At 69.2% G+C, this 24922-nt stretch carries 25 protein-coding genes and 5 pseudogenes; 18 read left to right on the forward strand and 12 right to left on the reverse strand.

Annotation, left to right across the window (positions count from 1 at the left end):
- Positions 1 to 75 precede the first annotated feature (75 nt).
- Positions 76 to 1317: an MFS transporter gene (locus AB0883_RS20605; protein ID WP_366642778.1), complete on the reverse strand. Its 1242-nt coding sequence runs from the start codon at positions 1315 to 1317 to the stop codon at positions 76 to 78.
- A 58-nt stretch (positions 1318 to 1375) separates the two neighbouring features.
- Here AB0883_RS20605 and AB0883_RS20610 point away from each other — a divergent pair, with 58 nt between their 5' ends.
- Positions 1376 to 1969, forward strand: a complete 594-nt coding sequence (locus AB0883_RS20610) for a TetR/AcrR family transcriptional regulator (protein ID WP_366642779.1) — start codon at positions 1376 to 1378, stop codon at positions 1967 to 1969.
- A gap of 470 nt (positions 1970 to 2439) precedes the next feature.
- On the opposite strand, the gene AB0883_RS20615 is transcribed toward AB0883_RS20610, so the two are convergent.
- From AB0883_RS20615 to AB0883_RS20625, 3 genes are all read right to left on the reverse strand, one after another.
- The gene (locus AB0883_RS20615; protein WP_366642780.1) at positions 2440 to 3159 is read right to left on the reverse strand and encodes a GDSL-type esterase/lipase family protein; all 720 of its coding nucleotides are present in this window, start codon (positions 3157 to 3159) and stop codon (positions 2440 to 2442) included.
- Positions 3156 to 3626 (reverse strand): cupin domain-containing protein, encoded by a 471-nt coding sequence (locus tag AB0883_RS20620; RefSeq protein ID WP_366642781.1) that lies wholly within the window; start codon positions 3624 to 3626, stop codon positions 3156 to 3158. Before AB0883_RS20620 ends, AB0883_RS20615 begins: the two co-directional genes overlap by 4 nt.
- 82 nt (positions 3627 to 3708) lie before the next feature.
- On the reverse strand, positions 3709 to 4545 hold the full coding sequence (locus AB0883_RS20625; RefSeq protein ID WP_366642782.1) for a helix-turn-helix domain-containing protein: 837 nt from the start codon (positions 4543 to 4545) through the stop codon (positions 3709 to 3711).
- Positions 4546 to 4858: 313 nt separating this feature from the next.
- Between AB0883_RS20625 and AB0883_RS20630 the strand changes: the two are divergent.
- Positions 4859 to 4954, forward strand: a pseudogene (locus AB0883_RS20630) (IS5/IS1182 family transposase); the annotation flags it as partial.
- 177 nt (positions 4955 to 5131) lie between these two features.
- Positions 5132 to 6382 (forward strand): serine hydrolase domain-containing protein, encoded by a 1251-nt coding sequence (locus AB0883_RS20635; protein WP_366643016.1) that lies wholly within the window; start codon positions 5132 to 5134, stop codon positions 6380 to 6382.
- On the opposite strand, the gene AB0883_RS20640 is transcribed toward AB0883_RS20635, so the two are convergent.
- Complete coding sequence (locus tag AB0883_RS20640; protein WP_366642783.1) at positions 6360 to 6659, reverse strand: hypothetical protein; 300 nt, start codon at positions 6657 to 6659, stop codon at positions 6360 to 6362. The two genes, AB0883_RS20635 and AB0883_RS20640, sit on opposite strands and share 23 nt — an antisense overlap.
- A 501-nt stretch (positions 6660 to 7160) precedes the next feature.
- Between AB0883_RS20640 and AB0883_RS20645 the strand changes: the two genes are divergently transcribed.
- The gene (locus AB0883_RS20645) at positions 7161 to 7373 is read left to right on the forward strand and encodes a helix-turn-helix domain-containing protein (protein WP_366642784.1); all 213 of its coding nucleotides are present in this window, start codon (positions 7161 to 7163) and stop codon (positions 7371 to 7373) included.
- Complete coding sequence (locus tag AB0883_RS20650) at positions 7370 to 7873, forward strand: Clp protease N-terminal domain-containing protein (RefSeq protein ID WP_366642785.1); 504 nt, start codon at positions 7370 to 7372, stop codon at positions 7871 to 7873. Before AB0883_RS20645 ends, AB0883_RS20650 begins: the two co-directional genes overlap by 4 nt.
- Here AB0883_RS20650 and AB0883_RS20655 read toward each other — a convergent pair.
- Positions 7806 to 8045, reverse strand: coding sequence for a DUF4913 domain-containing protein (locus AB0883_RS20655; RefSeq protein ID WP_366642786.1), 240 nt, complete (start codon positions 8043 to 8045; stop codon positions 7806 to 7808). The genes AB0883_RS20650 and AB0883_RS20655 overlap by 68 nt on opposite strands.
- Positions 8046 to 8210: 165 nt before the next feature.
- Between AB0883_RS20655 and AB0883_RS20660 the strand changes: the two genes are divergently transcribed.
- Entirely contained in the window at positions 8211 to 8615 is a 405-nt protein-coding gene (locus tag AB0883_RS20660; protein ID WP_366642787.1) for a hypothetical protein, read from the forward strand.
- A 34-nt stretch (positions 8616 to 8649) separates the two neighbouring features.
- Here the strand turns inward: AB0883_RS20660 and AB0883_RS20665 are convergent.
- The 4 genes and pseudogenes from AB0883_RS20665 to pdhA all read right to left on the reverse strand — a co-directional run.
- Positions 8650 to 8772: pseudogene (locus AB0883_RS20665) on the reverse strand (IS5/IS1182 family transposase); the annotation flags it as partial.
- 202 nt (positions 8773 to 8974) lie between these two features.
- The gene (locus AB0883_RS20670; protein ID WP_366642788.1) at positions 8975 to 10288 is read right to left on the reverse strand and encodes a dihydrolipoamide acetyltransferase family protein; all 1314 of its coding nucleotides are present in this window, start codon (positions 10286 to 10288) and stop codon (positions 8975 to 8977) included.
- 13 nt (positions 10289 to 10301) lie between these two features.
- On the reverse strand, positions 10302 to 11297 hold the full coding sequence (locus AB0883_RS20675; RefSeq protein WP_366642789.1) for an alpha-ketoacid dehydrogenase subunit beta: 996 nt from the start codon (positions 11295 to 11297) through the stop codon (positions 10302 to 10304).
- On the reverse strand, positions 11294 to 12337 hold the full coding sequence (gene pdhA, locus AB0883_RS20680; RefSeq protein WP_366642790.1) for a pyruvate dehydrogenase (acetyl-transferring) E1 component subunit alpha: 1044 nt from the start codon (positions 12335 to 12337) through the stop codon (positions 11294 to 11296). Before pdhA ends, AB0883_RS20675 begins: the two co-directional genes overlap by 4 nt.
- Before the next feature lie 13 nt (positions 12338 to 12350).
- Here pdhA and AB0883_RS20685 point away from each other — a divergent pair, with 13 nt between their 5' ends.
- From AB0883_RS20685 to AB0883_RS20700, 4 genes and pseudogenes are all read left to right on the forward strand, one after another.
- Positions 12351 to 13241, forward strand: a complete 891-nt coding sequence (locus tag AB0883_RS20685) for a TetR/AcrR family transcriptional regulator (RefSeq protein ID WP_366642791.1) — start codon at positions 12351 to 12353, stop codon at positions 13239 to 13241.
- 60 nt (positions 13242 to 13301) lie between these two features.
- Positions 13302 to 14026: pseudogene (locus AB0883_RS20690) on the forward strand (IS481 family transposase); the annotation flags it as partial.
- Positions 14027 to 14075: 49 nt separating this feature from the next.
- Entirely contained in the window at positions 14076 to 14246 is a 171-nt protein-coding gene (locus AB0883_RS20695; protein ID WP_366643029.1) for a hypothetical protein, read from the forward strand.
- Between the two features lie 97 nt (positions 14247 to 14343).
- Positions 14344 to 14694, forward strand: coding sequence for a hypothetical protein (locus tag AB0883_RS20700; protein WP_366642792.1), 351 nt, complete (start codon positions 14344 to 14346; stop codon positions 14692 to 14694).
- Between the two features lie 552 nt (positions 14695 to 15246).
- On the opposite strand, the gene AB0883_RS20705 is transcribed toward AB0883_RS20700, so the two are convergent.
- Positions 15247 to 15615: a helix-turn-helix domain-containing protein gene (locus AB0883_RS20705; RefSeq protein ID WP_366642793.1), complete on the reverse strand. Its 369-nt coding sequence runs from the start codon at positions 15613 to 15615 to the stop codon at positions 15247 to 15249.
- Positions 15616 to 15685: 70 nt separating this feature from the next.
- Between AB0883_RS20705 and AB0883_RS20710 the strand changes: the two genes are divergently transcribed.
- The gene (locus tag AB0883_RS20710; RefSeq protein WP_366642794.1) at positions 15686 to 16063 is read left to right on the forward strand and encodes a hypothetical protein; all 378 of its coding nucleotides are present in this window, start codon (positions 15686 to 15688) and stop codon (positions 16061 to 16063) included.
- 536 nt (positions 16064 to 16599) lie between these two features.
- Here the strand turns inward: AB0883_RS20710 and AB0883_RS20715 are convergent.
- Positions 16600 to 16757, reverse strand: a pseudogene (locus tag AB0883_RS20715) (transposase); the annotation flags it as partial.
- A gap of 321 nt (positions 16758 to 17078) precedes the next feature.
- On the opposite strand from AB0883_RS20715, the gene AB0883_RS20720 reads away from it, so the two are divergent.
- From AB0883_RS20720 to AB0883_RS20750, 7 genes and pseudogenes are all read left to right on the forward strand, one after another.
- The gene (locus AB0883_RS20720; RefSeq protein ID WP_366642795.1) at positions 17079 to 17639 is read left to right on the forward strand and encodes a hypothetical protein; all 561 of its coding nucleotides are present in this window, start codon (positions 17079 to 17081) and stop codon (positions 17637 to 17639) included.
- Positions 17640 to 17940: 301 nt separating this feature from the next.
- Positions 17941 to 18219, forward strand: a pseudogene (locus AB0883_RS20725) (amino acid transporter); the annotation flags it as partial.
- Positions 18220 to 18668: 449 nt separating this feature from the next.
- On the forward strand, positions 18669 to 19973 hold the full coding sequence (locus AB0883_RS20730; protein ID WP_366642796.1) for a hypothetical protein: 1305 nt from the start codon (positions 18669 to 18671) through the stop codon (positions 19971 to 19973).
- A gap of 72 nt (positions 19974 to 20045) precedes the next feature.
- Positions 20046 to 20135, forward strand: a complete 90-nt coding sequence (gene kdpF / locus AB0883_RS20735; RefSeq protein ID WP_074475088.1) for a K(+)-transporting ATPase subunit F — start codon at positions 20046 to 20048, stop codon at positions 20133 to 20135.
- Positions 20135 to 21790 (forward strand): potassium-transporting ATPase subunit KdpA, encoded by a 1656-nt coding sequence (gene kdpA, locus AB0883_RS20740; protein WP_366642797.1) that lies wholly within the window; start codon positions 20135 to 20137, stop codon positions 21788 to 21790. Before kdpF ends, kdpA begins: the two co-directional genes overlap by 1 nt.
- Positions 21791 to 21810: 20 nt before the next feature.
- Positions 21811 to 24003 carry a potassium-transporting ATPase subunit KdpB gene (kdpB, locus tag AB0883_RS20745; RefSeq protein ID WP_366642798.1) on the forward strand — a complete coding sequence of 731 codons (2193 nt, stop codon included), beginning with the start codon at positions 21811 to 21813 and terminating at the stop codon, positions 24001 to 24003.
- A 1-nt stretch (position 24004) separates the two neighbouring features.
- Positions 24005 to 24883 (forward strand): potassium-transporting ATPase subunit C, encoded by an 879-nt coding sequence (locus AB0883_RS20750; protein WP_366642799.1) that lies wholly within the window; start codon positions 24005 to 24007, stop codon positions 24881 to 24883.
- Positions 24884 to 24922: the final 39 nt, after the last annotated feature.

Consider the following 24922-nt stretch of genomic DNA (forward strand, 5'->3'; position numbering starts at 1 on the left):
GCCGGACGGATAGGGGTGGACTCCCTGCGAGCGTCACCCGTGCTCGCCGCTCGTACGCGGAATGTGCTCCGCAGTTCACCGCAGGTTCTCGTTGGCGCGGGCGCTCCAGACCGCCAGCGCGGCTGCCAAAGCGCAGGCGCCGCCGAGCCACAGCACAGCCTCGAGGGCGAGTGAGTCGACGAGGACGCCGCCGGCCAGCGCGCCGAAGCCGATCGACAGATTGAACACGGCCACCCACAGGGCGGAGGCCGCCTCCACAGCGTGGGGCGCGGTCTTGATCATCCAGGTTTGCAGGCCGACCGACACGCCGCCGAACGCCAGGCCCCAGGCGATCAACAGTGCGGCCCCGCCGACCGGCCCCCGGCCTAGCACCAGGTAGAGCGGCATCGCGGCAGCCAGGGCCACGGTGATGGCCAGCACGGTCCGGTGCGGATTGCGCGCCAGCGCGGCGCCGGCGACGAAGTTGCCGACCATGCCCGCCAGACCGAATCCGAACAGCAACGGGCCGACGAGTCGCTCGTCGATCCCCGACAGCTGCTGCAGTGCCGGGCTGACGAAGGTGTAGGCCGAGAAGTGGCCGGTCACGATGAGGAACGTCGCGAGGATGCCGACGCGTACGCCTGAATTGCGGAACTGTTGGGTCAACAGTCGCGGACGGACCGGCTGGGACGCGGCCAACGGCGGCAGCACGGCCAGCAGCGCGAGCAGCGCGACCAACGCCAGGGCGCTCAGCGTCGCAAAGGCGAAGCGCCAGCCGGAGAAGTCGCCGAGCAGTGTGCCGAGCGGGACGCCGAAGACGTTCGCGGCGCCGACACCGCCGAAGATGATCGCGGTCGCCCGTGGCACGTTCGCGGGGGCCACGAGCCGGACGGCCAGGCCACTGGCGACGGCCCAGAAGCCGCCGATCGCCACGCCGACGAGCACCCGGGAGGACACCAGAACGGCGAAGTTCGGCGCCAGGGCCGAGGCCACGTTGGCGAGCGTCATGAGCCCCATCAGGCCGAGCAGCAGCAGCCGCCGGTTCATTCCGCCGACGAGCACTGGCACCAGCGGTGCCGCGACTGCGGCGACCAGGCTGGGCACCGTGATCATCAGCCCGGCCGTCCCTTCGGAGACCGACAGGGCCCATCCCACGGTGGTCAGCAGCCCGATCGGCAGTTGCTCGGCGGTCACCAGCAGGAACGTTCCCAGGGCCACCGCGCTGACCGCCAGCCAGTGGTTCCTCCGTGGGGCCTGTTGGTCGGTTGCCCGAGCGGCCGTCTGTTCCGTGGTCGTCACCGATACCTCCTCCACTCGTATGGGAGCGATCGTTCCCATACGTCGGTGGACCCTAGTATGGGAACGATCGCTCCACAAGCTTGGTAGAGTGGCGGCCATGGCGCGCCCCCGACAGTTCGACGAGCAGGACGCGGTGGTCAGGGCGACCGATCTGTTCTGGCGTCGCGGTTACCACGCCACCTCGGTGCGGGATCTGGGCGCCGAACTCAAGCTCACGCCGAGCAGCCTGTACCGGACGTTCACCGACAAGCACACGCTGTTCCTGCGCGCGCTCGACCACTATCGGGCCACCGAGTCCGCCCAAGCCGAGCAGCGGTTGGACGCCGCTGGCCGTCCGGTCCGCCAGGTGCTGCGGGACTGGATGCTGTGGTTGGTCTCCTGCCCCTCCGACGGCGAGGCCGGGCAAGGGTGCTTCGTGGTCAACACGGCGACCGAGCTCGGCAACACCGACGCCCAGGTCCGCCTGCGGACCGAGGCCGCCTTCGAGGTCACCCGGCAGGCGCTGCGGTCACTGCTCGAGGAGGGCCGTCACGGCGGCGAACTGCCCGCCGACCTCGACACCGACGCCGCCGTGGAACTGCTGTTCACCACGGTGCTTGGCCTGCGGGTGCGGGAACGCGCCGGACACGACCCCGCACGTCTGGCCACCACGATCGACGTCGTGATCCAGGCCCTTGGGCGTGAGGCGTAGGTGTCGCCAAACTCGCGTACGCCGTCGACGTCGAGAGTGATCCGGCTGTTGTCGGCCCACTGGCCGGTCGCGGCGCGCCAGCTCGGGCAGAAGCGCGCGGAGCGAGCCGGTGGTATGGGGGGAGTGTTTCAGTTCGTCCAAGATGCGGCGTCGCACCGGCGAAGCCAGTGGACGACGTCTTACCGATCGACACCGAGCTGCTGCCCGAAGCCCTCGACATCCAGCACGGGCAGTGCCTCCCGAACTGCCCGAGAAGTGCCCGAGAAGCGCTGCTTCTCGTCATCGACAGAGCCACCGGCTCGCCGAATGGGGTCGCGGTCAACGACAGCAGCCGCCACGGGACCCTGACTCAGGTGCCCTCGCGCTGGTCACGCAGCCAGACGAGCCGGATGGCGTAGGCGTTGACCGCCTGGATCGGATGCCACCTCAGCGCGGTAGATGGCATCCGACTGGCCGGACGCCGGAACCAGCTACGCGCTCTGGGGCAGCAGACCGGCGTCGATGACCTCAGCGATAAGGGCGGCGCCGCGGCTGTTCTGGTGGATTTGGTCGGTCGTGAGCACGAGACCTCGCCGCCGCGAGATCGTGTCGAGGCTGCGACGCAGCACTGCGTGCTGGACGAGGACGCCGACAACCGCTGCGGGCGTCACCTCCCGGTATGAAATCGGCGGCGGGTCCGCTTGGCGCAGTTCCTCGATCTGGCGTTCGTGGAGCGGAAGGTAGGCCACCTCGTTGGTGGCGGCGACCTCGGCGATCATCCGGCTGTACGCCTCCGACGCGTGTGCCGCTGCTCCGTCGAGTTGTTGGCCGAGTACCGGTAGCGACAGCAGACCGATCGTCGCGTCGGTCTCCGCTCGCAGCCGTGCGACGACGGCTCCCAGGCACTGTTGGAACCAGCCGGCCGACGGGCGATCGGGGAGCCGTTTGCGCTTCATGGCCTGCTCGACGGGGTAGCCGGCAAGGCTCGCTCGGGCGTCGTTGGTCCCGATCAACACGGTGATCACATCGGGTGGGTTCGTGACGACAGCATCGAGGCGCTGCAAGAGGTTGTAAGCGAAGTCGCCGTTGGCGCCGAAACGGGCAAGCTGCACGTCACCGGGAGGGCGGCGTCGTCCGAGTAGATCCAGGTAGTCGACGCTGAACTGCGCGCGGGTGAGGCTGTCGCCGAGGCACGCGATGCGTGTCCTCACGGCGCTTCCTCCGGGCTGGGCGTGCCGACGCGTTCGGTCGGGCGGGTGTCGGTCCGAGGACGATGGTCGGTGCCGAGGGTCGCAGTGATGGCCAGGATGGACGTCGGCCCCTCCATGTCAACCACGTGCCATACCCCGGCCGGGTTGATGGTGGCCTCGCCCGGCCCGAGCAGAACGCGGTCGGGCAGCCCGTCCACGTCGCGGGTGACCGTCACGGACCCGCTGAGGCAAACGACCAGTTCGTCGCCTGCTGGATGGCTCTCCCAATGGTCGCCGAGCCCGTCGCCGTCGAAGATCATCACCATCCGGCCCTCGGCGCCGTCTGCCGCGACCGCGGCGCTGTAGGCCTGGAGCACCTCCGGGTCCCAGGTGAAGCCCTCGACGGGTTTCGCTCTCGATCCCAGTCCGAGGTGCACGGGGGTGGTCCGCAGGTCCATGGCATTGCGTTCGTGGTTGACGAGTCTCATGCCGACGATCGTCCACGCCAGCGATCGGGCGGTCTTGAAGAAAAGGGAAGAGAAGCCGACGCGACGGGCAGACGGTTGGCGGCTACCCGGCTCCGAGGAGGGCTTCGCTGCGACGCCAGGCCGTCGGCGATCGGCCCGTGAACTCGCGCCAGTCCCGCACGAGATGGGCCTGGTCGGCATAGCCAGAGACGGTTGCCACATCGCCCCACGGGAGCGGGTCCTGCGCCGACGCCAGTTCGTGCGCGTGCTCGAAGCGCAAGACTCGGGCGAAGGTCTTCGGCGACAGGCCCACCTCACCGCGAAACCGCTCTGTGAGGTACCGACGGCTCCAGCCGAGTTCCGCGGCGACCGCACCAACCTGGACGCAACCCCGTGCGGCGACGAGGCGGCGCCATGCCTCGGCTACCTCGGGGCGCACCCAGCGCACATGGTCGCCGCAGGCGCCACGGCCGACAGCTCGGAGGAGCAATTCGTCCAGCGCGGTGAATCGCGCCGCCCATGTTGCCGCCGATCGGAGCCGGTCGACCAGCTCGACGGCAAGCGTTCCGAGAAGCTCGTCAAGTGGGACCAGTCGGTGGGCGAGCTCGGCGGCGGGCATGCCGTAGATGGCCTGGGCCCCGAGCGGTGTCAGCGATACCTGAACACCTTGCTGGCGTCCGTCGTGGTGAATCGCGACGGACCGGCACATCAGACCGCCGGCCACGCTGCCGAATCGGGTGACCGGCGACCCGTCGTCAACGCCCGCCGCCACCTCCAAAGGATCTGACAGGCTGATCACCGCAGTGAGCGCGCGGCTCGGCGGGCCGCAGTGCACCCCCGTCGGGAGCCCGCGGAGGTCGAAGCCGACATACGAGTCGACGTACTCCCGCAAGGCGGGCGCCGGACGTGCACCGATCCCGGTGGCCGTGTGGTCCTCCATTTTCGTCAGTGTAGGAGCCGCCTAGCGCAGGAAGATCACTATCCAAGGACTGATCACCGCCGTTTGCGGCTGGTGACGCGGTTCTTACCAGCACCCCGTCACGCAGCGCTACATTTCCGTTGGCCGTAGCTATACGAGAACAGGGCCGAGGAGTGCGCCACCGCCGCGCGGGTACATGGGTGCAACAGCTTCGCTGGCGACACGGCAGTCCTGCTGGCCGCCGGAGACACCAAGCCGATCGAAGAGATCGAGGTCGGTGACGTCGTACTGGCCACTGACCCGGAGACCGGCGAACAGGGGCCGCGTACCGTCACAAGGTGCCCGCGGCAGCGTGCGCACTCCGTTCATGCGGCGCCGCTTCCGGCCCAAGCTGTCACGCCGGCAGAAGGCCGTGAACCGGACCCACGCGAAGACCCGTATCGGGCTTCGGCATCGGTGCATGCCATCGCTGGTCGGACCGATTCTCCCGCTTGGGTCGGAGCCCGGGTCATTCGCGGTGGGGAGGCCGATATGGGTCCGCAGACTGACGTTTCCGGTTGATGGCCGATGGCACCATGAGCGGCGGTTACGTCACACGGGAGGCGATATGCACCTGTCACGCCGCAGTTTCCTGCTGGCCACCTCTGGTACGGCACTTGCGACGCCTCTGCTGGCCGCTGCCGGCCCGGCACTCGCGGCCGGCCGGCCGCCCGCCGGGTCGCTGCCGGACGCGGCGCTCACCGCCGACCTGCGCGCGATCACCGAGGCCGGCATGCCCGGTGTGTTCGCCGAGGCGCGGGACGGACGGGACCGGTGGCGGGGCGGCAGTGGGGTGGCCGACGTGACGACCGGTCGACCGGTGCTGCCCGGGTTCCAGCACCGGGTCGGCAGCATCACCAAGACCTTCGTGGCCGCCACGCTGCTGCAACTGGTTGGTGAGCGCCGGATTGCGTTGGACGCTCCGATCGGCCGGTACCTTCCGGAGTTCGCGGTCGCTGGGGTGACCGTCCGGATGCTGCTCGACCACACCAGCGGGATCAGCGACTACGACCACGTCATCTTCGCCACCCCGGAGGACATCGAGCGACACCGGTCCACCACGTTCACGCCGCGTCAACTCGTCCGGGCCGGCCTCGGTCAGCCGCCGACCGGGGCACCGGGCGCGGCATTCTCCTACTCGAACACCAACTACATCCTGGCCGGGCTGATCATCGAGCGGGTCACCCGCCGGTCCGCCACCGACGAGGTGCACCGGCGGATCCTCCGGCCGCTCGGGCTGCGGCAGACGTACTTCCCCGGCGTGCGTCCCCGGATCGCCGGCCCGCACAGCAGGGGCTACGTCCCGTGGTACGAGGGTGAGCTGCGCGATTTCAGCGTCAGCAACATGTCCTGGGCCTGGACGGCCGGGGCGCTCGTGTCGACCATGGCCGACCTGAACACCTTCTTCCGGGCGCTGCTCGGTGGCCGGCTGCTCCGCCCGGCCCAACTGGCCGCGATGAAGACCACCGTGCCGTTCGACCCGGCTCAGCCGGAGGCCGGCGGCTACGGGCTCGGCCTCTACCGGATGACCTGGCCCACCGGCGACGTCTGGGGGCACGACGGCCTGGTCTTCGGGCACAGCGCCATCTCGCTGCACACTCCGGACGGTCGGCGGCAGGTTAGCCTCGCCCAGAACGTGACGCACTACGCGCTGCCCGGCACGCCGGACCCGATCGGTGAGGCGGTCGGCGGGTTCCTGAACACGGCACTGGTCGGTGAGAGCGCCGTCGCGGCGCGGACCGCCACCGCCGCCCGGGTGCCGGCGGTCGTCCCGGCGCCGGGCGCACCGACCCTGGTCAGGCCACTGCCGCAGCGCTGACGCTGTCGCCGGCGCAGCCGCGACCGGACACCGTACTCCGGTCGCGGCTGCCGCACGGCCGGGCCGTGGCGTTCCGGCCACGCCGGATCGCGCCGCTCGGGCGCCGCGTTCGATCGGCGTCGATCGCGTAGGTGAGCCGGATCCCGAGTTGCGGTAGGCCGTCGAAGCCATCGCCGACCAGCTGCCACTGCCGGAAACCACCTGCCGGCTGGTCCACGCGATCCTCGACTTTCAGGACGACCGCCTCCAAGACGACGCCACCGTTCTGCTGAACCAATTGGGCAGCCCGGCCCCGCCGCGATCCGACCACCGAACTATCGGAGGCCGACAACCGGGCACCCCCTCGACATGGCCGGCTGAAAAGCGCCAGCCCAGCACACCGCAGTAGATTCGGCGATGCTGTCATCCGGACACCGCGCGGCTTGTCGGGGCGTTGCTAACGGATTCGCGCCCACGGCGACGGATCCGCCATGCGCGTCGACTTCGACGCCTTGGGCCGCGTGAGCACATTTCCGGCACGGTCAGCATGTAACTGGGTGCGGCGGCGCGGGGTTCGGACCGAACCAGTACATCCCAGTAGGCCTGGTCGAACTGGCCGTAGTGACATTCGGCGGAACCGGCTGAGCGACCCCGACGTCGACATGGGCCCGACCGCATCGACCTGGTGGCACGGCATCAACCGGGCTGCCGTGAATGAGGTCACCCGCCGGTTCCCAGTGGAGGTTGCGGACATCAACCATGGTTGACGAGGTCGCGGTTATCAACTAAGGTTGATGATGTGGTTGCACGCGCGGAGCTTCCCTCGCCTGACAATCCGCAGGCGGCACTAGCTGCGGTGGTGGCGCTTCGGCGACTTGCCAACCAGTTGGAGCGGGCCGCGGTCGACCACGCGCTGCGCGACGGGTGGACCTGGGCCCAGATTGGTCAGGCGCTCGGCGTGAGCGCTCAGGCAGCCCACAAGAAACTCGCCCACAAGAAGGATCATTCGTGAAACTTCCAGGCGCCATACAGGACGTTCGCACCATCAAGGCACTGCTGACCGGCGCCGAGACCGAGGCCCGGCGTGCCGGCGACGACCTACCCGGACCGGAGCACCTCCTGCTGTCCGCATTCGGGCTCCCCGACGGCACGGCCCGGCGGGCATTCGAACGGCTCGGCGCCGACCCGGACGACTTCCGGGCCGCCGTCGACACCGCACACCGGCAGGCACTGCACGATGTCGGCGTCACAATGCCCAACGGCGCTGAGCAGCAACTTCCCCCGCCAACGCGGCCGGGTGGTGTCTACCGGATGACTGCACCCGGGCAGGAAGCTTTCCAAGCGGCGGTGAAGCTGTCCAAGGCGACCAAACCCTCGCTCCTGCGCGGTGGGCACGTGGTCGCCGCGGTCTGCGACCAGGAACATGGAACCGTCGCCCGCGCGCTCAAGGCCCTCGGCATCGAACGTGGCGCTCTGGCGATCGCCGCTGGCGAGGCACTCGCCAACCGCTGACCTGCTCCATCAGCCAGGCCGCATTGGCTTGGGGGAGTTGGGCGAGAACCTCTGTCGGCGCTGGCTCGACGGGCAGGGGACGGGGTTCGGTGTGCTTGTTGGGGCTGCACCGGCTGAACGGCCCGTACTCGCCGGTGAGCGCGGCGAGGTGGGGGTCTAGCGCGTGTTTCAAAAGAGGTCGTCGTGACGCTCAGGTCGGCGGCGTACCACGCAAGATTCGGTATCGTGCGGTGCCAGCCTGGTCGGATGCTGTTTACTGCATGCCGTGGGTGGAACGGCGTTGAGCGTGCTGAGTCCATGCACTGCTAAGTGCGTCGAGCCAGTCCTGCTGAAGGAGATGGCGGCTGAGGGCCTCGTCCGGTACGAGCCCGACCCTAACTACTGGCTGTCCGCCGAGGGCCTGCCCTACGGATACGATTGTCAGGCACCGGACTTCGAGGTCGGCGTCGATGAGCTCGAGCTGATCGCGCAGGCGGCCGGTGGAGTCATGCGCTGTGACATCGTGCTGCACATCCTCGTCAGCGGTCTCGCTGGTCGACCTGCCCTGGCCCGCATTGCCGAGCGAGTGGCACGGCGGACCGACGGCTGGGTGTTCGTCGAGTTCCACACTCCGCCCTCGGCAGTCCTGCTCGAGTACCTGGCGAGTGCGGGTCGCTGCGTTCGCGTCGACGATGCCGTCTACCTCGACGCGGCAGCGATGACTGCCTGGATCGCCCACCCTGATTTTCACGTCGTCAAATGAGCGTCATGCACCAAGCGGGGCACCGCATGTCGTTTCAGAGCCACTCGTTGATCGCGGCGACGTTGAAGGTGGCCTGGTAGCGGACGGCGAGCTTGTCGTACCTGGTGGCCAGGACGCGGTTGCGTTTGAGCCGATTGATGCCGCACTCCACGGCGTGGCTGGTTCAGCCAGCTACTGCCGCACCCGAGCCTGCGGCTCGGCCCGTCGGAACCGGACCGCGATCCGCGCGTGTAGCCGGTCCAACTCCGAAGCCCCATACGTCGACCTCACTCGCCGTCGCCCCGACATCATGCCCAACGCCGCATCCGTAACTGCGCGTGAGCCGATCTGACCGGTCGAGCCGGTCACCACGATCCCGGTCACGCCACGATCCGCAGCGGATGCTCGAGCAGGTCAGTGAGGGTGGCGAGGAACTGCGCGGCCAGGGCGCCGTCGATGATGCGATGGTCCGCGGTCAGCGTGTAGCGCATCCGGTGCCGCGCTTCCAAGGTCTCCCCGGTCAGCGTGAGCTCCGGTGTCGCGGCGCCGACGGCGAGGATCGCACCTTGGGGTGGGTTGATGATCGCGGTGAAGTGCTCAACTCGGTACATGCCGAGGTTGCTGATTGTGAACGTCCCGTCGGCCATGTCGGCCGTGTTCAGCGTCCGGTTCGCAGCCTTGTCGGCTAGAGCTCGGGTCTGCGCGGAGATCGCCGTGACCGACGTCCGGTCGGCATCGCGGATCACCGGCACTATGAGCCCGGCCGGGGAGGCGACGGCGATGCCGATGTTGACCCGCCCGTGCAGCAGGGTTTGGCCACGGCCCTCGGGGGAGTAGGACGCGTTGACGCCGGGGCGCTCGCGTAGGGCGAGCGCGACCGCCCGCACCATGAGGTCGTTGACAGTCACCTTGCGTCCGGCCTCGTGCAGCGCGGCGTTCAGCTGCGCCCGGAGCGCGAGGAGGTCCTCCAGGTCGGCGGATGCAGTCACGGTGAAGGTCGGGATGGTTGTCGCGCTCTCGGTAAGCCGCCTCGCGATCGCCTGTCGCACGGGATCGAACGGCACCGTGGTCGGTTCACGCCCGTCCTGCGCGGACGGTGCTGCGACACCGGCCGCAGCAGGGGCAGGCGAATCGGTCTCGGCCGGTTCGTTGGCAATCGGTGCAGGCGTCGGCTTCGATGCGAGGGCGTCGAGATCCGCGCGGACGATCCGACCACCGGGACCCGTGCCGGTGACGCTGCTCAGGTCGATGCCGCGTTCCCGCGCGAGCTTGCGTACCAACGGGGTCGCGGCCCGGTGCTCCGGCTTTACTGCGGTCGCCGCGAGTGCGGGTGGTTGTTCCGCAGCGGCCGGTGTCGGAGCCTCGTCGGCTGCATCGGTGGCGCCATGATTATCGGCTGGTTCGGGGACGGCCGGCTCGGCGTGCGCCCCTTGCGTGAGTATGACGGTCTCGTCACCCGATCCGTCGTTGAGGCGGGCAATGGGTGTACCGATGGTGGCCTTCTCGCCTTCGGGGACGAGGATCTCGACCAGGGTGCCGCTCTCGTAGGCCCCGTACTCCATGACGGCCTTGTCGGTCTCGATGTCGACGAGGATGTCGCCGGCGGCGACCGGGTCGCCGGGTTGCTTGTGCCAGGTGGAGATGGCGCCTTCCTCCATGGTGTCGGACAGGCGCGGCATGAGGATGTCGATCATGAAAGGTCTCCGGTCAGCGGCGCCGGGCGACGGCGTCGAGGGTTTGGCGGATTGCGGTGATCGCGTCGTCGGCGGAGGGCAGAGCCGCGGTCTCAAGCGGCTTGGAATAGGGGAGTGGGATTTCGGCCATCGCGACGCGGCGGACGGGGGCATCGAGCCAGTCGAAGGCGCCGTCGGAAATGGTCGCGGCGATCTCGGCGCCGATGCCGTAGGTGAGCCAGTCGTCTTCGAGGACGACGGCGCAGTTTGTCTTCTGGACCGAGGCGATGACCGTCTCCCGATCCAGCGGGCGGAGGCTGCGTAGGTCGACCACCTCGACATCGATCCCATCACTCTCGGCGAGCTGCTCGGCTACCTGGAGTGCGACCGCTGCCATCCGGGAGTAGGCGACGACGCTGATGTCGGAACCTTCGCGAGTGATCTTTGCCTTGCCGATCTCGGCCGGTACGTCCTCGTCATGCACCTCGCCCCTGGTGTTGTAGAGCGCCAGGTTCTCCAACACGAGGACGGGGTCGTCGTCGCGGATCGCGGCCAGCATCAGCGCCTTGGCGTCGGCAGGGTTGGAGGGGGCGACGACCTTCATGCCGGGGACGAAGGCGTAGTAGAGCTCGATGTTCTGCGAGTGGGTGGCGCCGAGCTGCTGCCCGCCGCCGCCCGGGGTGCGGATGACCATTGGCACCTTCGCCTGGCCGCCGAACATGCCGTAGATCTTGGCGGCATGGTTGACGATCTGGTCCAGGGCGAGCAGGGAGAAGTTGATCGTCATGATCTCCACCACCGGACGCAAGCCGAGCATGGCGGCGCCGATCGCGGCGCCGGTGAAGCCCTCCTCGGCGATCGGGGTGTCCCGCACCCGCTTTGGGCCGAACTCAGCGAGCATGCCAGCGGTGATCTTGTACGAGCCCTCGAACAGGCCGATCTCCTCACCGATCAAGAACACGTTCTCGTCGCGCAGCATCTCCGACCGCAGAGCATCGTGCAGCGCCTGCCGGTACGTGATCACACTCATGCCGAAGCTCCGATCTGCTGGGCGGTCGGCTGCGGCGCGGCGGGGAAGAGCGCGTCACCGGGCAGCCGACGGGAATCGTTCGGCACCGGAGTCGCATAGGTGTAGTCGAACAATGTCGACACCTCCGGGTGCGGGCTGGCATCGGCGAACTCGGCGGCCGCGGCAACCGTGGCGGCGGCCTCGGTGTCAATCTCGGTGATCAATTCGTCGGTCAGCAGCCCTTGATCATGGAGTCGGACGGCGTAGGCCGCGATGGGGTCGGCCTCCTCCAACGCCTCGGCTTCCTCCTTGCTGCGGTACTTCGCCGGATCCACCACCGAGTGCCCCTTCAGGCGGCCGGAGACGGTCTCCAGCAGGTACGGCTTCCCGGCCCGGGCACTGGCCAGTGCGGCCCTGGCGGCTCCGTGGACGGCGACTGGGTCGTTGCCGTTCACGCGGGCAGCGGGCATCCGGTAGGAGGACGCGCGCTTGTGCAGTTCGGGTTCGGCGGACGACTGCTCGACGGTGGTGCCCATGCCGAGTCCGTTGTTGATCACGACGTAGACGATCGGCAGGTTCCATAGGGCGGCGATGTTGAGGGATTCGTGAAAGGCGCCGATGTTTGTGGTGCCGTCGCCCATCAAGCACATCACCGCTTCGGATCCGCCGCGGTAGTCAACGGCCAGCGCGGCCCCGGTCGCGAGTGGTAACTGGCCACCGACGACGCCGTACCCGCCCATGAACCGGGACGTGATGTCGAACATGTGCATCGACCCGCCCCACCCCCGCGATACACCGTCGGTGCGGCCGTACAGCTCGGCCATCACCCGTTCTGGGCCGATGCCGCGGGCGATCGCGTACCCGTGCTCCCGGTAGTTGGCGAACACGTAGTCGGAGTCGTCGAGCGCGGCCATGAGACCGACGACGGTGGCCTCCTCGCCAAGGTTCAGATGGCAGTAGCCGCCGACCTTCGCCTCGGTGTAGGCGCGGGCGGCGCGCTCCTCGAACCGGCGGATCAGCACCATCTGTCGGTAGAACGCCAGCAACTGCTCGTCACTCACAGTTGGTGGTGCTGTGTTCGCCGAGGTGCTGCGCCTGCTCCTCGTCGTGGACTTGTCGGTCCGGACGGCCGTTCTGGCCGGTGTGCTCGAGGGCATGTGGGTCTCCTTCTCGGGCACGCCACAGCCGACGGATGAGCCGATCGTGGCGCCTCCCCGCGGGTCGACGCTGATCTCAACGTTGGTTGAGATCAGCGTCGACCAGCTAATGAAACGTAGGCCGTTTCATTATAGGATCGGTGACGACCAGTTGTCGATGAGAGGAACCGTGATGAGCGCCAGCCTGTCGCAGGCGCCCCGTCGCAAGCGGGGTCGCCCGACCGAGGCGGAGCGGATCCGGCGGCGCGACGAGATCCTGGATGCCGCAGTGCGCCTGTTCGTCGCAGGCGGGTTCGGTCAGGTCTCGCTTGACGACGTGGCCGCGACAGCCCATGTCGCCAAGCGCACCATCTACAGCTACTTCGGCGACCGGACCGAGATGTTCGTTGCCGCTGTCGAACGGCTTCGCCACCGCACCCTTGGCCCGGCCGGTGACGAAGACGACACCCTGACCGGGCTCGCGACCAAGATCGTCTCCGCGTTGCACTCCGATGAGGCGATCGGGCTGCACCGGCTGATGGTCACCGAGGCCCACGCCTTTCCCGACCTGGCCGAACGGTTCTACCGCGACGGCCCCGAGTCCTACATCCGGGCACTCGGCGAACGTCTCCCTGAGCCGGATCCCGACCTGGCGCGTGCGCTGTTCACTCTCCTGCTGGGTGAACCGCACCGTCAGCGTCTGCTCGGTCTGAGGGCCGAGCCAACCCGAGCCGAGGCGCGAGGGCATGCGATCGCCGCGCTCACGCAACTGGGGCTAGGTGTTCTGCTCATGGACGTTGGTGACGTGTCCGGGATCTTGAAAGGGTGAGGACCTCCCGAGTAGGTGTGGAGCTACCAGACAGCCGCACCTGACTCGAGGGAGGTCCTCGTGCCCCACCGTAATGCTCCGCTGTCGGAGAGCGGCAGGCTGCGCCTGGCCCGCTCGTCGTGAACGATGGTTGGCCGCTGCGCCGGGCGGCTGAGCGGTTCCAGGTCAGTCCGACCACGGCGAAGCGGTGGGCCGACCGGTACCGGGTCGAGGGTGTCGCGGGGATGGTCGACCGGTCCAGCCGGCCGCGTCGGTCACCTCGGCGGACACCGGCGCCGGTGGAACGCAAGGTGCTGCACCTACGGGCCACGCGCCGGTGGGGACCGGCGCGGATCGGCGGCCGGCTCGCGCTGGCCGCGTCGACGTGTCATGCGGTGCTGCGCCGAGCCGGAGTCGCCCGACTGGCGCACCTGGACCGGGCCACCGCGCGGCCGGTGCGCCGTTACGAGCACGCCGCTCCCGGGGACCTGGTCCACGTCGACATCAAGAAGCTGGGCAACATCCCGGACGGCGGCGGTTGGCGCACTCGGGGCCGACGTCAAGGAAAACTCAACCGCACCGCCACCAAAGGCCACGCCACCGACCGGTGGGGCGGCGCCCGGCTCGGCTACGCCTACCTGCACACCGCTATCGACGACCACTCCCGGCTGGCCTACACCGAGATCCTCGACGACGAACGCAAAGACACCGCCGCCGACTTCTGGCGCCGCGCGCACGCCTGGTTCGCCATCCACGGCATCACCGTCCGACGGGTCATCACCGACAACGGCTCCTGCTACAAGTCCTTCCTCTGGCGCCGACCTCCGCCAGGAGTGGCACGAAACCGCCTTACGCGTGTTCGTCACCAACGAGGACCTGGATGTCCGCCGGTGCATTCTTCCGGGGCTCGACCTCGGCAGGCAGCAGTACCCCGAGGATCTGCACGAGACGGTGGCCGAGGCGATTCGCATCGCCCGCACCCATCCAGATGAGTACCTGCGGCATCGGGTCGAGCACCAGATCTGACCAACCCACACACCGATATGCTGGCCGCCTGGCGCGCGACTCGCGGCAGATGAGAATGTCAGCGGCGGCCAGGGCCCGGCGTGCGATAGTTGCGCGCGTGGCGTTTCCGCTCGAAGCGCTGTCCGTTGCGGTTACGGCCCGTGCCGAGACTTGGGCACGACTTGAGATGCGCTGGCACGCTCGCCCGATCCAACCGAACTACGGCAAGCCGGTCGTGAGCGCCGACTTCGAGTCTTCGGCGTGGCTCGCCCAAGTCACGATCTGGCTCAGCGGCGAGGCGGACTTGGACACGGTCCGCCTGGCTGACGACAGGATCGACAACAAGCACTACGAACTTACCGGCTACGGCGATCTCGAAGTAATGCTCGACGAGTTCGTCGGTCTGCTCATCGACGACAGGATTCCCGGCGCAGCATTCGTCGCCCAGTGGCCGGGAACGACCGCCTGACCGTGCGCGCCGACGCACGCTCATCGGCATGATCGCGCACCGCGTCGGGTCGTGGAGGTGCGTCCGGCTGAGAGGGCGCGCGCGCAAGATCGGGTCCCAACGCCTGGGTCGGGACCCGTCAAGGTAGGCTGATCTTCAGCCGGAGCGGGATAGCGCCGATAAGGCGCATCCCCCGATGGGTATCGGTTTATGTCGATCCTCGTGCACGAACCAAGCCCCAACGTCGCAGCATCGGCTACGGTGATTATCTGGGTGCCAGTTGTAGTTCTTCCCGGACGGCGATCATGGATTCATGGTCGTGATCGCCCCTCGGACACGTTAACCCCCCACGGGTGGTCTTCACGGTAGATGAAGCGCCTCGGTGGGGGTTTCTGCTGCTCTGCGCTGGTGCGGGATCGCGGGCAGTCGATGCGCGGTGGCCGCCTCGGAAATCTGTGTGATGGTCAGTGTCCCGCCGATCGCGCAGGTGACGTGGAGCTCGTGTTCGAGTAGCGCGTCGGTGACCGTGTGGGGGTCGGCGGCCGGGATGCCGATCCATCAACTGAGCGCCGCTCACCGGGGCGCGTGCGCGAAGCGGTCACGGCCGGCCAGCACCTCGGCCAGGTGCTGTCGGCTCCAGTCGCACAGCTGGTAGACCGTGTGGTGGGCGGCCCGGCCGGCGTCGGTGAGCGCGTAGTCGACCTGTGGCGGCACCGTCGGATGCACGTGCCGGGTGAGCAGTCCGTCCCGCTCCAGGGCGCGCAGCGTCTGCGCCAGCACTTTGTGGCTGACGCCCGGTACGGCGGTCTGGACCGCCGTGAAGCGCATGGTGCGGTCGCCCAGCGCGTCGAGCACCGGCAGCACCCACTTGCCGCCGAGTGTCGTGAACACCTCGCGGGCCACCGCGTGCACGCGGGCCACCGCGTCGGGCTGCTCGATCACCTCGAGGTACCTCCCGATCCTTGAAGTGCGTTCTTACGGTAGCCCGCGCCGCTGGCTAACGTCGTCGGGCGTGACCATTCTCAAGACCTACGCCCGGCTCTGGGCCGACGACCTCGACGCCACCCTTCCGCTGCTGCGCCGGCTGACCGGCACCGAACCGGACCTGCGCTTCGCGTTCGCGTCGCTCGAGCTGGCCGCGATCGGCGACTTCCTGGTGATCGCCGGGCCGCCGGCCGCACGGGCCCCATTCACCCACGCCTCGGCGACGGTGGTGGTCGACGACCTGGACGAGACCCGCCGGCTGGTGCTGGCCGACGGCGGCACGATCACCACGCCGGAGGCGACCAGCGAGACCGGCCGGTTCCTCTACGCCCGGCACGCCGGCGGTGCCGAGGTGGAGTACGTCGAGTGGCGGGCGGAGCTGCGCACCCGGGTCCTCGGCTGCTGAGCGCGGCGCGGGACCCGCCGGCGGTCACCGCGGTGCGCGGTAGAGCTCCGCGGTGCCACCCGCGGTGCGCGCGGTCAGCACGCACAGCACCGGGCGGGCCGCCTGCTCGGCGGTCAGGGTCAGCGTCGGGGCGTGGCCCCGCCGATCGCCACGATTGAGTCGAACCCGTCCGGCCCGACCTCGGTCGGTGTCCCACTGGTACCGGACGTCGGCCGGTGCACCGCCCCGCCACGCGGGGCGGACGGCAGGTCAGCGTGGCGCCGGCGGTTCGGTGCCGGCGTTCGTCGGAGGTCCCGCGCTCATCGGCGCCAGCGCCCGAGTACGGCCGGTCCAGCCAGCGGCGCACCGCGGCTGCGTCGGCGAACCCGCCCGGGTAGCCGTCCTACCCGCATGCCTTACAACTCCTAACTCTTTGAGCGTTGGAGTCGGCGCCAGCAGATGATGGCGCAGGCGAGGGAGGAAGGCTTCGTGGATGCCGTCGCGGATCTCCGAGCGGATGCGCAGGCGGCGGAACCGACCCGAAAGCCAAGCTCTTGGGGCAGGTACTCCCACGAAATCGCGGTGTAGCGCACGAACAGGATCCCGCACAGCACCTTGCGTCATCGAGGGGCTTGCGCCCGGGGTAGCGGTATCGCCGTGGTGGACGGGGTGGCAGCAGCGGTGCGATCTCGGCCCACAGGTCGTCCGAGAAGATCCACGGCGGCTGCTGACCCTTCCTCACGTTCAGGCGGAACGATCCTCACGTCCCGAGGATGCGCCCACCGTCATTCCGTTAGGAGCTATCAGGAGTTGTAAGTACGAATCCAGCGGCGATCATGGAAAACCCGAGCGGCACTCCTCGATCGCCCGGAGCAGGCAGAACCCGATGGACGATGGGCTGGAAACCCGCGCTGAACGCCTTCGCCACCACCTTCAGCGACCGCTTCCCAGCCGCTGGAGCCTACTAACCAAGATCGCCGGAAACACCGTTGGCGAGACAGGCCCCCGCCGCCAGGCCGTTGATAGCGTGCTCGTCGTGGCAGAGCTGGAAGAGCTGGTCCTGACCCCCGGCGAGCGGGTCCGGGGGGTCCGAGTCGACAGTGTGATGTTCCGGATGGACTGGACTGGTGAGGATTACCCGGGCCAGCTGGCGGCGTTCGTGGCTGGTCGGGTACGGGCCTTCGGGGCAGAGCCGACAGACGTCGACACCAACGTCCTCTACCACGCGGTCGAGGCTGACCCGACTCTGCGCCGCGGTGATTTCCCGGTCCGCCAGCTCGATCATCTGTCCGGTGTGCTGGCAGATCTCGGCTGCACGCTTGTGGTGCGGGACAACGGCACCGACACCTACGAGGTCCTGGTCGCGCTGACCGGTGAGCGTGAGCTGACCGGGTTGATGCACCAGGGCCTCCCGGTGCGGGCCTGGGACTCGCAACCCGAAGAGACCCTGGTCAGCCTGGACTGCCCGAACTGCTCGGAGATGCTGGTCTGGCAACTGTCGGCGACCCAGACCCTGGCCGACGAGCGCTGCGATTGTGGTGCCGTGTTGTTCGACGCCACTGGCCGCGCACTGCCCAACGTCACTCTTCACGACTGAGCCGCTCAGTGCCCCTGGCCTCGGCTCATCCTCACCGATGTACTGCTCATCGAATGCGGCGCCCGCTGATCCGCACGACCCTCGACGACGCGAAAACTGCCTGCTGGTGATCGTCGGCGTCCGAGTCGACGGCCGCAAGGAACTCGTCGCCCTCGCCGAGGGCACCCGCGAGTCGGCCGGGTCGTGGGCCGACCTGCTACGCGGCTGCAAGCGGCGGTAAGAGGGCCCTGACCGAGATCTGGAACGCCGAGGATCGTGACCACGCCCGCCGCCCGTGGCCGCGTTCGAACTCGCCTACGACGTGCTGCGCGTGCGCGGTGTCGAGGTCGACGGATACCGGGTGCTGCGGGTGCAGAGTCCCGCCGCGCCGAACGCCATCGCGGCGATTCTGCTGGCCCTGCGCGACGCCACCGGCCTACGTCCGCACGCGCACTTCGAGTGGTCCGAGGGCAACCCCGTCGCGCATCTGCTGCGCTACCTCCTCCTCGGCCGTGGTGACACGCCGCCGGTGGTGCGGGAGATCATCCGCAAGGCCGAACCGGACCCGACCCGGCGCCCCGGTATCCACGTGGGCGGCTGATCCGCTCGTGTGGCTCGGGGCCCGCGGGTGCTCCCGGTCAGGTTTGCCCGGCCGGGGCCGGGAGGCGTGGCCGCGGCCGCTGCGGGCCGGGTGGGCGCCACGGCGAACGCCGGCGCGGGTGACGACACCCGGTACGGCGCGGCGACCGCCACTCGGCTTCGTCACCGTCCGAGTCGGTCACGCTGCGGGACCGACTCGGACGGGTTCGGGCCGGCGCGGTTCTCGCCGCGCGTGCCGGCTTGGCCGCAACCCTGTCCTGGCTGGCGGCGCGTGCGGTGTGCGGCACGCCGGTAACGGACGCGGGAACGCGGTCGCCGTCACGGCCGCGTGAAGATTCGGGCCGTGGTCGTAGCGCTTACGTGAAAACCGTCGACGGTGGCCAGCGTGCGGGGTCGACATGGGCGCCGAGGGTTCGAGATGTGGGCCCTCGCCGTCGCAGGAGGCGCGTGGTGACTGTCAATCCGGATTCGTGGGCCCCAACGGACCGTCAGCCGACGCCGGCCGGTATCAGTGTCGCGGTCGGTGGGGCGGTGACGGTCGCTGCGGCGCTGTTGGCGGCGGTGTTGTTTCCGCCTGCGGAGGTGCCGGGGCGGGCGCTCGTCATGGCCGTCGCGGCGGGTGTCTTCGCGGCGGTGGTGGCGGACCTGCGTGCGGTGGCGGCGGTCACCGGGCTGGGCATGGCTGTGTTCGTCGGATTTCTGGCCAACCGGTTCGGTGAGCTTACCGGCGACGCGAACGCCTGGTCGTACACCGTGGTGATCGGCTTCGCCGGCGCGCTCGGGACCGGCTACCGGTTGATGCGGTCCACACCGCAGTCACCGGCGAGGAACCTGATCCAAGGCTGGGATTGCGGCCGGTCAACGACGACTCCGACCTGGTGGTGTCGCCGCCGGACACCTTATTCGGTGGTTCTCATAAGGTGTGACCGGCGGGGCACCCACCTCGACGCAACGGACCGCGGTACGCCCTGCTCCTCGCCGCCCACGGTCGGGGCGGGCGGAGCCCTGTCGATCTGCGTGGAACTGGTGACCGGGCGTGGCCGGGACTGGTGGCCGCGCCCCGGCCGCGTCTTCACGGCCAACCGCGGGCACACCTTCGCCCACCTGGCGGAGGCGATCGATGTCGCCTTCGGCCGCTGGGACCTCGCCCATCTGCGCATGTTCGTGCTGCCCGACGACGTGGACGTGAGCTGGTCGACCTGGCGCGACGGTCCGGCGTTCCCCGGCACCCGCGACGGCCGGTTCAGCCAGCTCGACGTCCTGGCGGTCGGCACGGCCTTCGCGTACGTGTTCGACCTGGGCGAGGACTGGACACACCTGTGTTCCGTCCGCCGCCCAGACGCCTCCGTCGAGGCGCCGGAGCCGTCGCAGCTGCCACGGCCCGATCACGGCTGGGGCGATCTGCCCGACCAGTACGGGCGCCACCACGCCGACGACCGAGTCAGCGCCGGTCCGCCGCGCGGCTCGTCGGCGCTGCTGTCGGACCTGCCGCCGATTCTGCCCTCCTGGGGTGGCGGGGCGATGGTTTGCAGCGCCCGACCGCCGCCGGTGCCGGCCTTCTCGCCCGGCACCGGCGGTGACCCGTTTCACCTGATCAGCGCCCGGCGTGAAAAGGGCGTCAAGAAATCGGCGGTCGGCGTCATGGTTGCGTTAACGACCCTGTCGGGCCGGTGTCTGAGGCGTTTTGATTGCCCGGCGCGACCGGGTGGCGGTCGTGGCGAACTCATTCCGGTAAGGGGAGTCAGCCGTGTCTGACGTGGTGTTCGTGGTGTTGACGGTGGCGCTGTTCGTGGCGCTCGCCCTGGTGGTGCGGGCGGTGGAGAAGCTGTGAGCGCCGTCAACGCCGTGGGCCTGGTGCTGGCGATCGGCCTAGCCGTGTTCCTGGTTGTCGCCCTGCTGTTTCCGGAGCGGTTCTGATGACCATGACAACAGCCGGCGTCATCTTCATCCTGTCCCTGCTCGCGGCCTTGGCCGCCGTTCACAAGCCGTTCGGGGACTACATGTTCCGGGTGGTCTCCGGGCAGCGGCAGTCCCGCGTCGAGCGCGGGATGTATCGCCTGGTCGGGGTCGACCCGGCAGCCGAGCAGTCCTGGGGTGTGTACGCGCGCAGCGTGCTGGCCTTCTCCGCCGTGTCGATCCTGTTCCTCTACGCGTTCCAACGCCTCCAGAACCACCTCTGGCTGTCACTGGGCTTTGATCCGGTGGTACCGCACGGAGCGTGGAACACGGCGGTGTCGTTCGTGACCAACACGAACTGGCAGTCGTACTCGGGTGAGTCGACGATGGGTCACCTGGTGCAGATGGCCGGGCTGGCGGTGCAGAACTTCGTCTCCGCCGCCGTCGGTATCGCCGTGGCGGTGGCCCTGGTCCGTGGATTCGCGCGCAGCCGCACCGGCGAGCTCGGCAACTTCTGGGTCGACCTGACCCGGATCACGCTGCGGATCCTGCTGCCGGTCGCGGTGCTCGGCGCGCTCGCCCTGATGGCCGGCGGCGTGGTGCAGAACCTCTCGGGTGGTACCGAGGTGACCACCCTGACCGGCGGCACGCAGACGATCACCGGCGGCCCGGTGGCCAGCCAGGAGGTCATCAAGGAACTCGGCACCAACGGTGGTGGCTTCTACAACGCCAACAGCGCCCACCCGTTCGAGAACCCCACCTCATGGACCAACTGGCTGGAGATCTTCCTGATCCTGCTGATCCCGTTCAGCATGCCTCGGGTCTTCGGCCGCATGGTGGGCCAGAACCGGCAGGGTTATGCGATCGCCGCGGTCATGGCGATCCTGGCCGTGGCCAGCATCACCCTCACCAACGTCTTCGAGTTGACCGGCAACGGCACCGTCCCGCAGGCCGTCGGTGCGGCCCTCGAAGGCAAGGAGGTCCGGTTCGACGTGTCGAACTCGGCCACCTTCGCCGCCGCCACGACGCTCACCTCGACCGGCGCGGTGAACTCCTTCCACGACTCGTACACCGCGCTCGGCGGCATGACGCCGCTGGTCAACATGATGCTCGGTGAGGTCGCCCCGGGCGGCGTCGGCGCGGGCCTGTACGGGATGCTGATCCTCGCCGTGATCACCGTGTTCGTGGCCGGCCTGATGGTCGGCCGGACCCCGGAGTACCTGGGCAAGAAGATCGGCTCCCGCGAGATCAAGTTCGCCTCGCTGTACTTCCTGATCACGCCGCTGCTGGTGCTGGTCGGCACGGCGGCGGCGTTCGCCACGGGAAACAACTCGACCGCGCTCAACGTCGGCCCGCACGGCCTGTCCGAGGTGCTCTACGCGTTCACCTCGGCGAGCAACAACAACGGCTCTGCCTTCGCCGGCATCACCGTCAACACCACCTGGTGGGACACCGCACTCGGGTTGTGCATGTTGCTCGGCCGGTTCCTGCCGATCATCCTCGTGCTCGCGCTGGCCGGTTCGCTGGCCCGCCAGCAACCCACCCCGGCCTCCGAGGGCACCCTGCCGACCCACCGACCGCTGTTCATCGGCATGGTCGTCGGCGTCACGGTGATCCTCGTCGCGCTGACCTTCCTGCCAGCCCTCGCGCTCGGCCCTCTCGCTGAGGGGCTGTGACCATCATGAGAGAGAAGGACATGACCACGTCCACGCCGGCACCGCACGGCACCGCCGACGCGGGGATCGCCGGCACCCCGGCCACCCAGGGCAACCGGGTCGGCGGTGGCCTGCTCGACCCCAAGCAGTTGATGAGATCTCTGCCCGACGCTCTGCGCAAGCTCGACCCGCGCACCCTGTGGCGCAACCCGGTCATGCTGATCGTCGAGATCGGGGCGCTCTTCACCACCGTGCTCGCGGTGACCGACCCGTCGGTGTTCGCCTGGGCGATCACCGTCTGGCTGTGGCTCACCGTGCTCTTCGCCAACCTCGCCGAGGCGGTGGCTGAGGGGCGCGGCAAGGCCCAGGCCGCCACCCTGCGCCAGGCCAAGAAGGACGCCATCGCCACCCGACTGGTGGGCTGGACGCCCGGCGCCGCCGCCAACCGGTACCGGGACGAGGCCGTCCCGGCCCCGGAGCTGAAGCAGGGCGACATCGTGCTGGTTGAGGCCGGCGACATCATCCCCGGCGACGGCGATGTCGTCGAGGGCATCGCCAGCGTCGACGAGTCCGCCATCACCGGCGAGTCCGCCCCCGTGATCCGGGAGTCCGGCGGCGACCGCAGCGCGGTCACCGGCGGCACCAGGGTCCTCTCCGACCGGATCATCGTCAAGATCACGCAGAAGCCGGGCGAGAGCTTCATCGACCGGATGATCGCCCTGGTCGAGGGCGCCAACCGACAGAAGACCCCGAACGAGATCGCGCTGAACATCCTGCTCGCCGCGCTGACCGTCATCTTCCTGCTGGCCGTGGTCACCCTTCAGCCGCTGGCGATCTTCGCCAAGGGCTACCAGGCCGCCGCGCCGGACAGCGGGGCGATCACCGACGCAGGGGTTACCGGCGTGGTGCTGGTCTCGCTGCTGGTCTGTCTGATTCCCACCACGATCGGCGCGCTGCTGTCGGCGATCGGCATCGCCGGAATGGACCGCCTGGTCCAGCGCAACGTCCTGGCCATGAGCGGCCGGGCCGTGGAAGCGGCCGGTGACGTCGACACCCTGCTGCTGGACAAGACCGGCACCATCACCCTCGGCAACCGGCAGGCCGCCGAGTTCCTCCCGGTCGAGGGCGTGGAGCCGGCGGCCGTCGCCGACGCCGCGCAACTGTCCAGCCTCGCCGACGAGACCCCCGAGGGCCGTTCGGTGGTCGTGCTGGCCAAGAACGAGTTCGGGCTGCGGGAACGCGAGCCCGGCCTGATGCCGCACGCCACGTTCGTGCCGTTCACCGCGCAGACCCGGATGAGCGGCGTCGACCTCACTCCCGATGCCGGTGAAGGACCGGCGCGTCGGGTCCGCAAGGGCGCCGCCGCCGCGGTGATGAAGTGGGTCCGCGACAACGGCGGCCACCCCACCGCCCACGTCGGGGAGATCGTGGACGCGATCAGCGGCACCGGCGGCACCCCCCTCGTCGTGGCCGAACACGTCGAGGGCGAGCCGGCCCGCGCCCTCGGCGTGATCCACCTCAAGGACGTGGTCAAGGCCGGAATGCGGGAGCGGTTCGACGAGATGCGCCGGATGGGCATCCGTACGGTGATGATCACCGGCGACAACCCGCGCACCGCGAAGGCCATCGCGGACGAGGCCGGCGTGGACGACTTCCTCGCCGAGGCCACCCCGGAGGACAAGCTCGCCCTGATCAAGCGGGAGCAGGAGGGCGGCCGGCTGGTCGCGATGACCGGCGACGGCACCAACGACGCCCCCGCCCTCGCCCAGGCCGATGTCGGCGTCGCGATGAACACCGGCACGTCGGCCGCCAAGGAGGCCGGCAACATGGTCGACCTCGACTCGGACCCGACCAAGCTGATCGAAATCGTGGAGATCGGCAAGCAGTTGCTGATCACCCGAGGCGCGCTGACGACGTTCTCCATCGCCAACGACATCGCCAAGTACTTCGCGATCATCCCGGCCATGTTCGCCGGCATCTACCCGAGCCTGGACGCGCTGAACATCATGCGGCTGGCCAGCCCCGAATCGGCGATCCTCGCCGCAGTCATCTTCAACGCCCTGGTGATCATCGCCCTCATCCCGCTCGCCCTGCGCGGCGTGCGTTACCGGCCGGCCATCGCCTCGAAGCTGCTCAGCCGCAACCTGCTCCTGTACGGCCTCGGTGGCATCGTCGTGCCGTTCATCGGCATCAAGCTCATCGACCTGCTCATCCAGTTCGTCCCGGGGATCTGACATGCGACTTCCCAGTTGGCTCACCCAACACCTCGCCGCGCTGCGCGCGCTGCTCGTCTTCACCGTGCTGCTCGGTCTTGCCTACCCGCTCGCCCTGGTCGCCGTCGGGCAGCTGCCCGGCCTGTCCGGCAGATCCAACGGGTCCCTGCTCACCGTCGGCGGCAAGACCGTCGGCAGCGCGTTGATCGGCCAGAACTTCACCGACGCGGACGGCAACCCGGTCCCGCGCTACTTCCAGTCCCGCCCCTCGGCCGCCGGCGACGGCTACGACCCCACCGCCACCGCGGCCAGCAACCTCGGTCCGGAGAGCGTCGTCGACACCCTCTCCAGCGACCCGGAGACGGCCTCCGAGAGCCTGCTCACGACGGTCTGCGCGCGCAGCAAGGCCGTCGGCGAGCGGGACGGCGTGGACGGGCGCCGGCCCTACTGCGCCGACGGGGTGGGCGCGGTACTCGCCGTGTTCCGCACCAACGGGCTCACCGGCCCGATCACCCGGGTGGTCAGCGTCAACCAGACCGCCCCGGCCACCCCGTTCGTCACCTCCTGGCAGGGCGTGCCGGTCGAGCTCGCCAAGCCGGACGAGGACTACGTCGCCGAGGGCGCTCTGATCGTCCCGGTCCGCGGCGACGCACCGGCGAAGCCGGCCGTACCGGCCGACGCGGTCACCGCCAGCGGCAGCGGCCTCGACCCGCACATCTCTCCGGCGTACGCCCAGATCCAGGTCGCCCGCGTCGCGCGGGAGCGGGGCGCGGACCCGGCCGCGATCCGACGCCTGGTCGAACAGCACACCTCCGGCCGGGCACTGGGCTTCATGGGCGAACCGGGCGTCAACGTCCTGGAGCTCAACCTCGCCCTCGACGAGCGGTTCCCCGCCCGCTGACACACGACCCTCGGGCAGGGCCGGCATGGTCGGCCCTGC

The sequence above is a fragment of the Micromonospora sp. NPDC047812 genome (assembly GCF_040704175.1).
Lineage (GTDB): Bacteria > Actinomycetota > Actinomycetes > Mycobacteriales > Micromonosporaceae > Micromonospora.

What these genes read in the sequence shown, in the direction of transcription:
- AB0883_RS20605 (WP_366642778.1), bottom strand. Translation starts at nt 1,317, where the DNA reads ATGGGAACGATCGCTCCCATACGAGTGGAGGAGGTATCGGTGACGACC.
- AB0883_RS20610 (WP_366642779.1), top strand. Translation starts at nt 1,376, where the DNA reads ATGGCGCGCCCCCGACAGTTCGACGAGCAGGACGCGGTGGTCAGGGCG.
- AB0883_RS20620 (WP_366642781.1), bottom strand. Translation starts at nt 3,626, where the DNA reads ATGAGACTCGTCAACCACGAACGCAATGCCATGGACCTGCGGACCACC.
- AB0883_RS20625 (WP_366642782.1), bottom strand. Translation starts at nt 4,545, where the DNA reads ATGGAGGACCACACGGCCACCGGGATCGGTGCACGTCCGGCGCCCGCC.
- AB0883_RS20635 (WP_366643016.1), top strand. Translation starts at nt 5,132, where the DNA reads ATGCACCTGTCACGCCGCAGTTTCCTGCTGGCCACCTCTGGTACGGCA.
- AB0883_RS20660 (WP_366642787.1), top strand. Translation starts at nt 8,211, where the DNA reads ATGGCGGCTGAGGGCCTCGTCCGGTACGAGCCCGACCCTAACTACTGG.
- AB0883_RS20670 (WP_366642788.1), bottom strand. Translation starts at nt 10,288, where the DNA reads ATGATCGACATCCTCATGCCGCGCCTGTCCGACACCATGGAGGAAGGC.
- AB0883_RS20675 (WP_366642789.1), bottom strand. Translation starts at nt 11,297, where the DNA reads ATGAGTGTGATCACGTACCGGCAGGCGCTGCACGATGCTCTGCGGTCG.
- kdpA (WP_366642797.1), top strand. Translation starts at nt 20,135, where the DNA reads ATGACCATGACAACAGCCGGCGTCATCTTCATCCTGTCCCTGCTCGCG.
- kdpB (WP_366642798.1), top strand. Translation starts at nt 21,811, where the DNA reads ATGACCACGTCCACGCCGGCACCGCACGGCACCGCCGACGCGGGGATC.
- AB0883_RS20750 (WP_366642799.1), top strand. Translation starts at nt 24,005, where the DNA reads ATGCGACTTCCCAGTTGGCTCACCCAACACCTCGCCGCGCTGCGCGCG.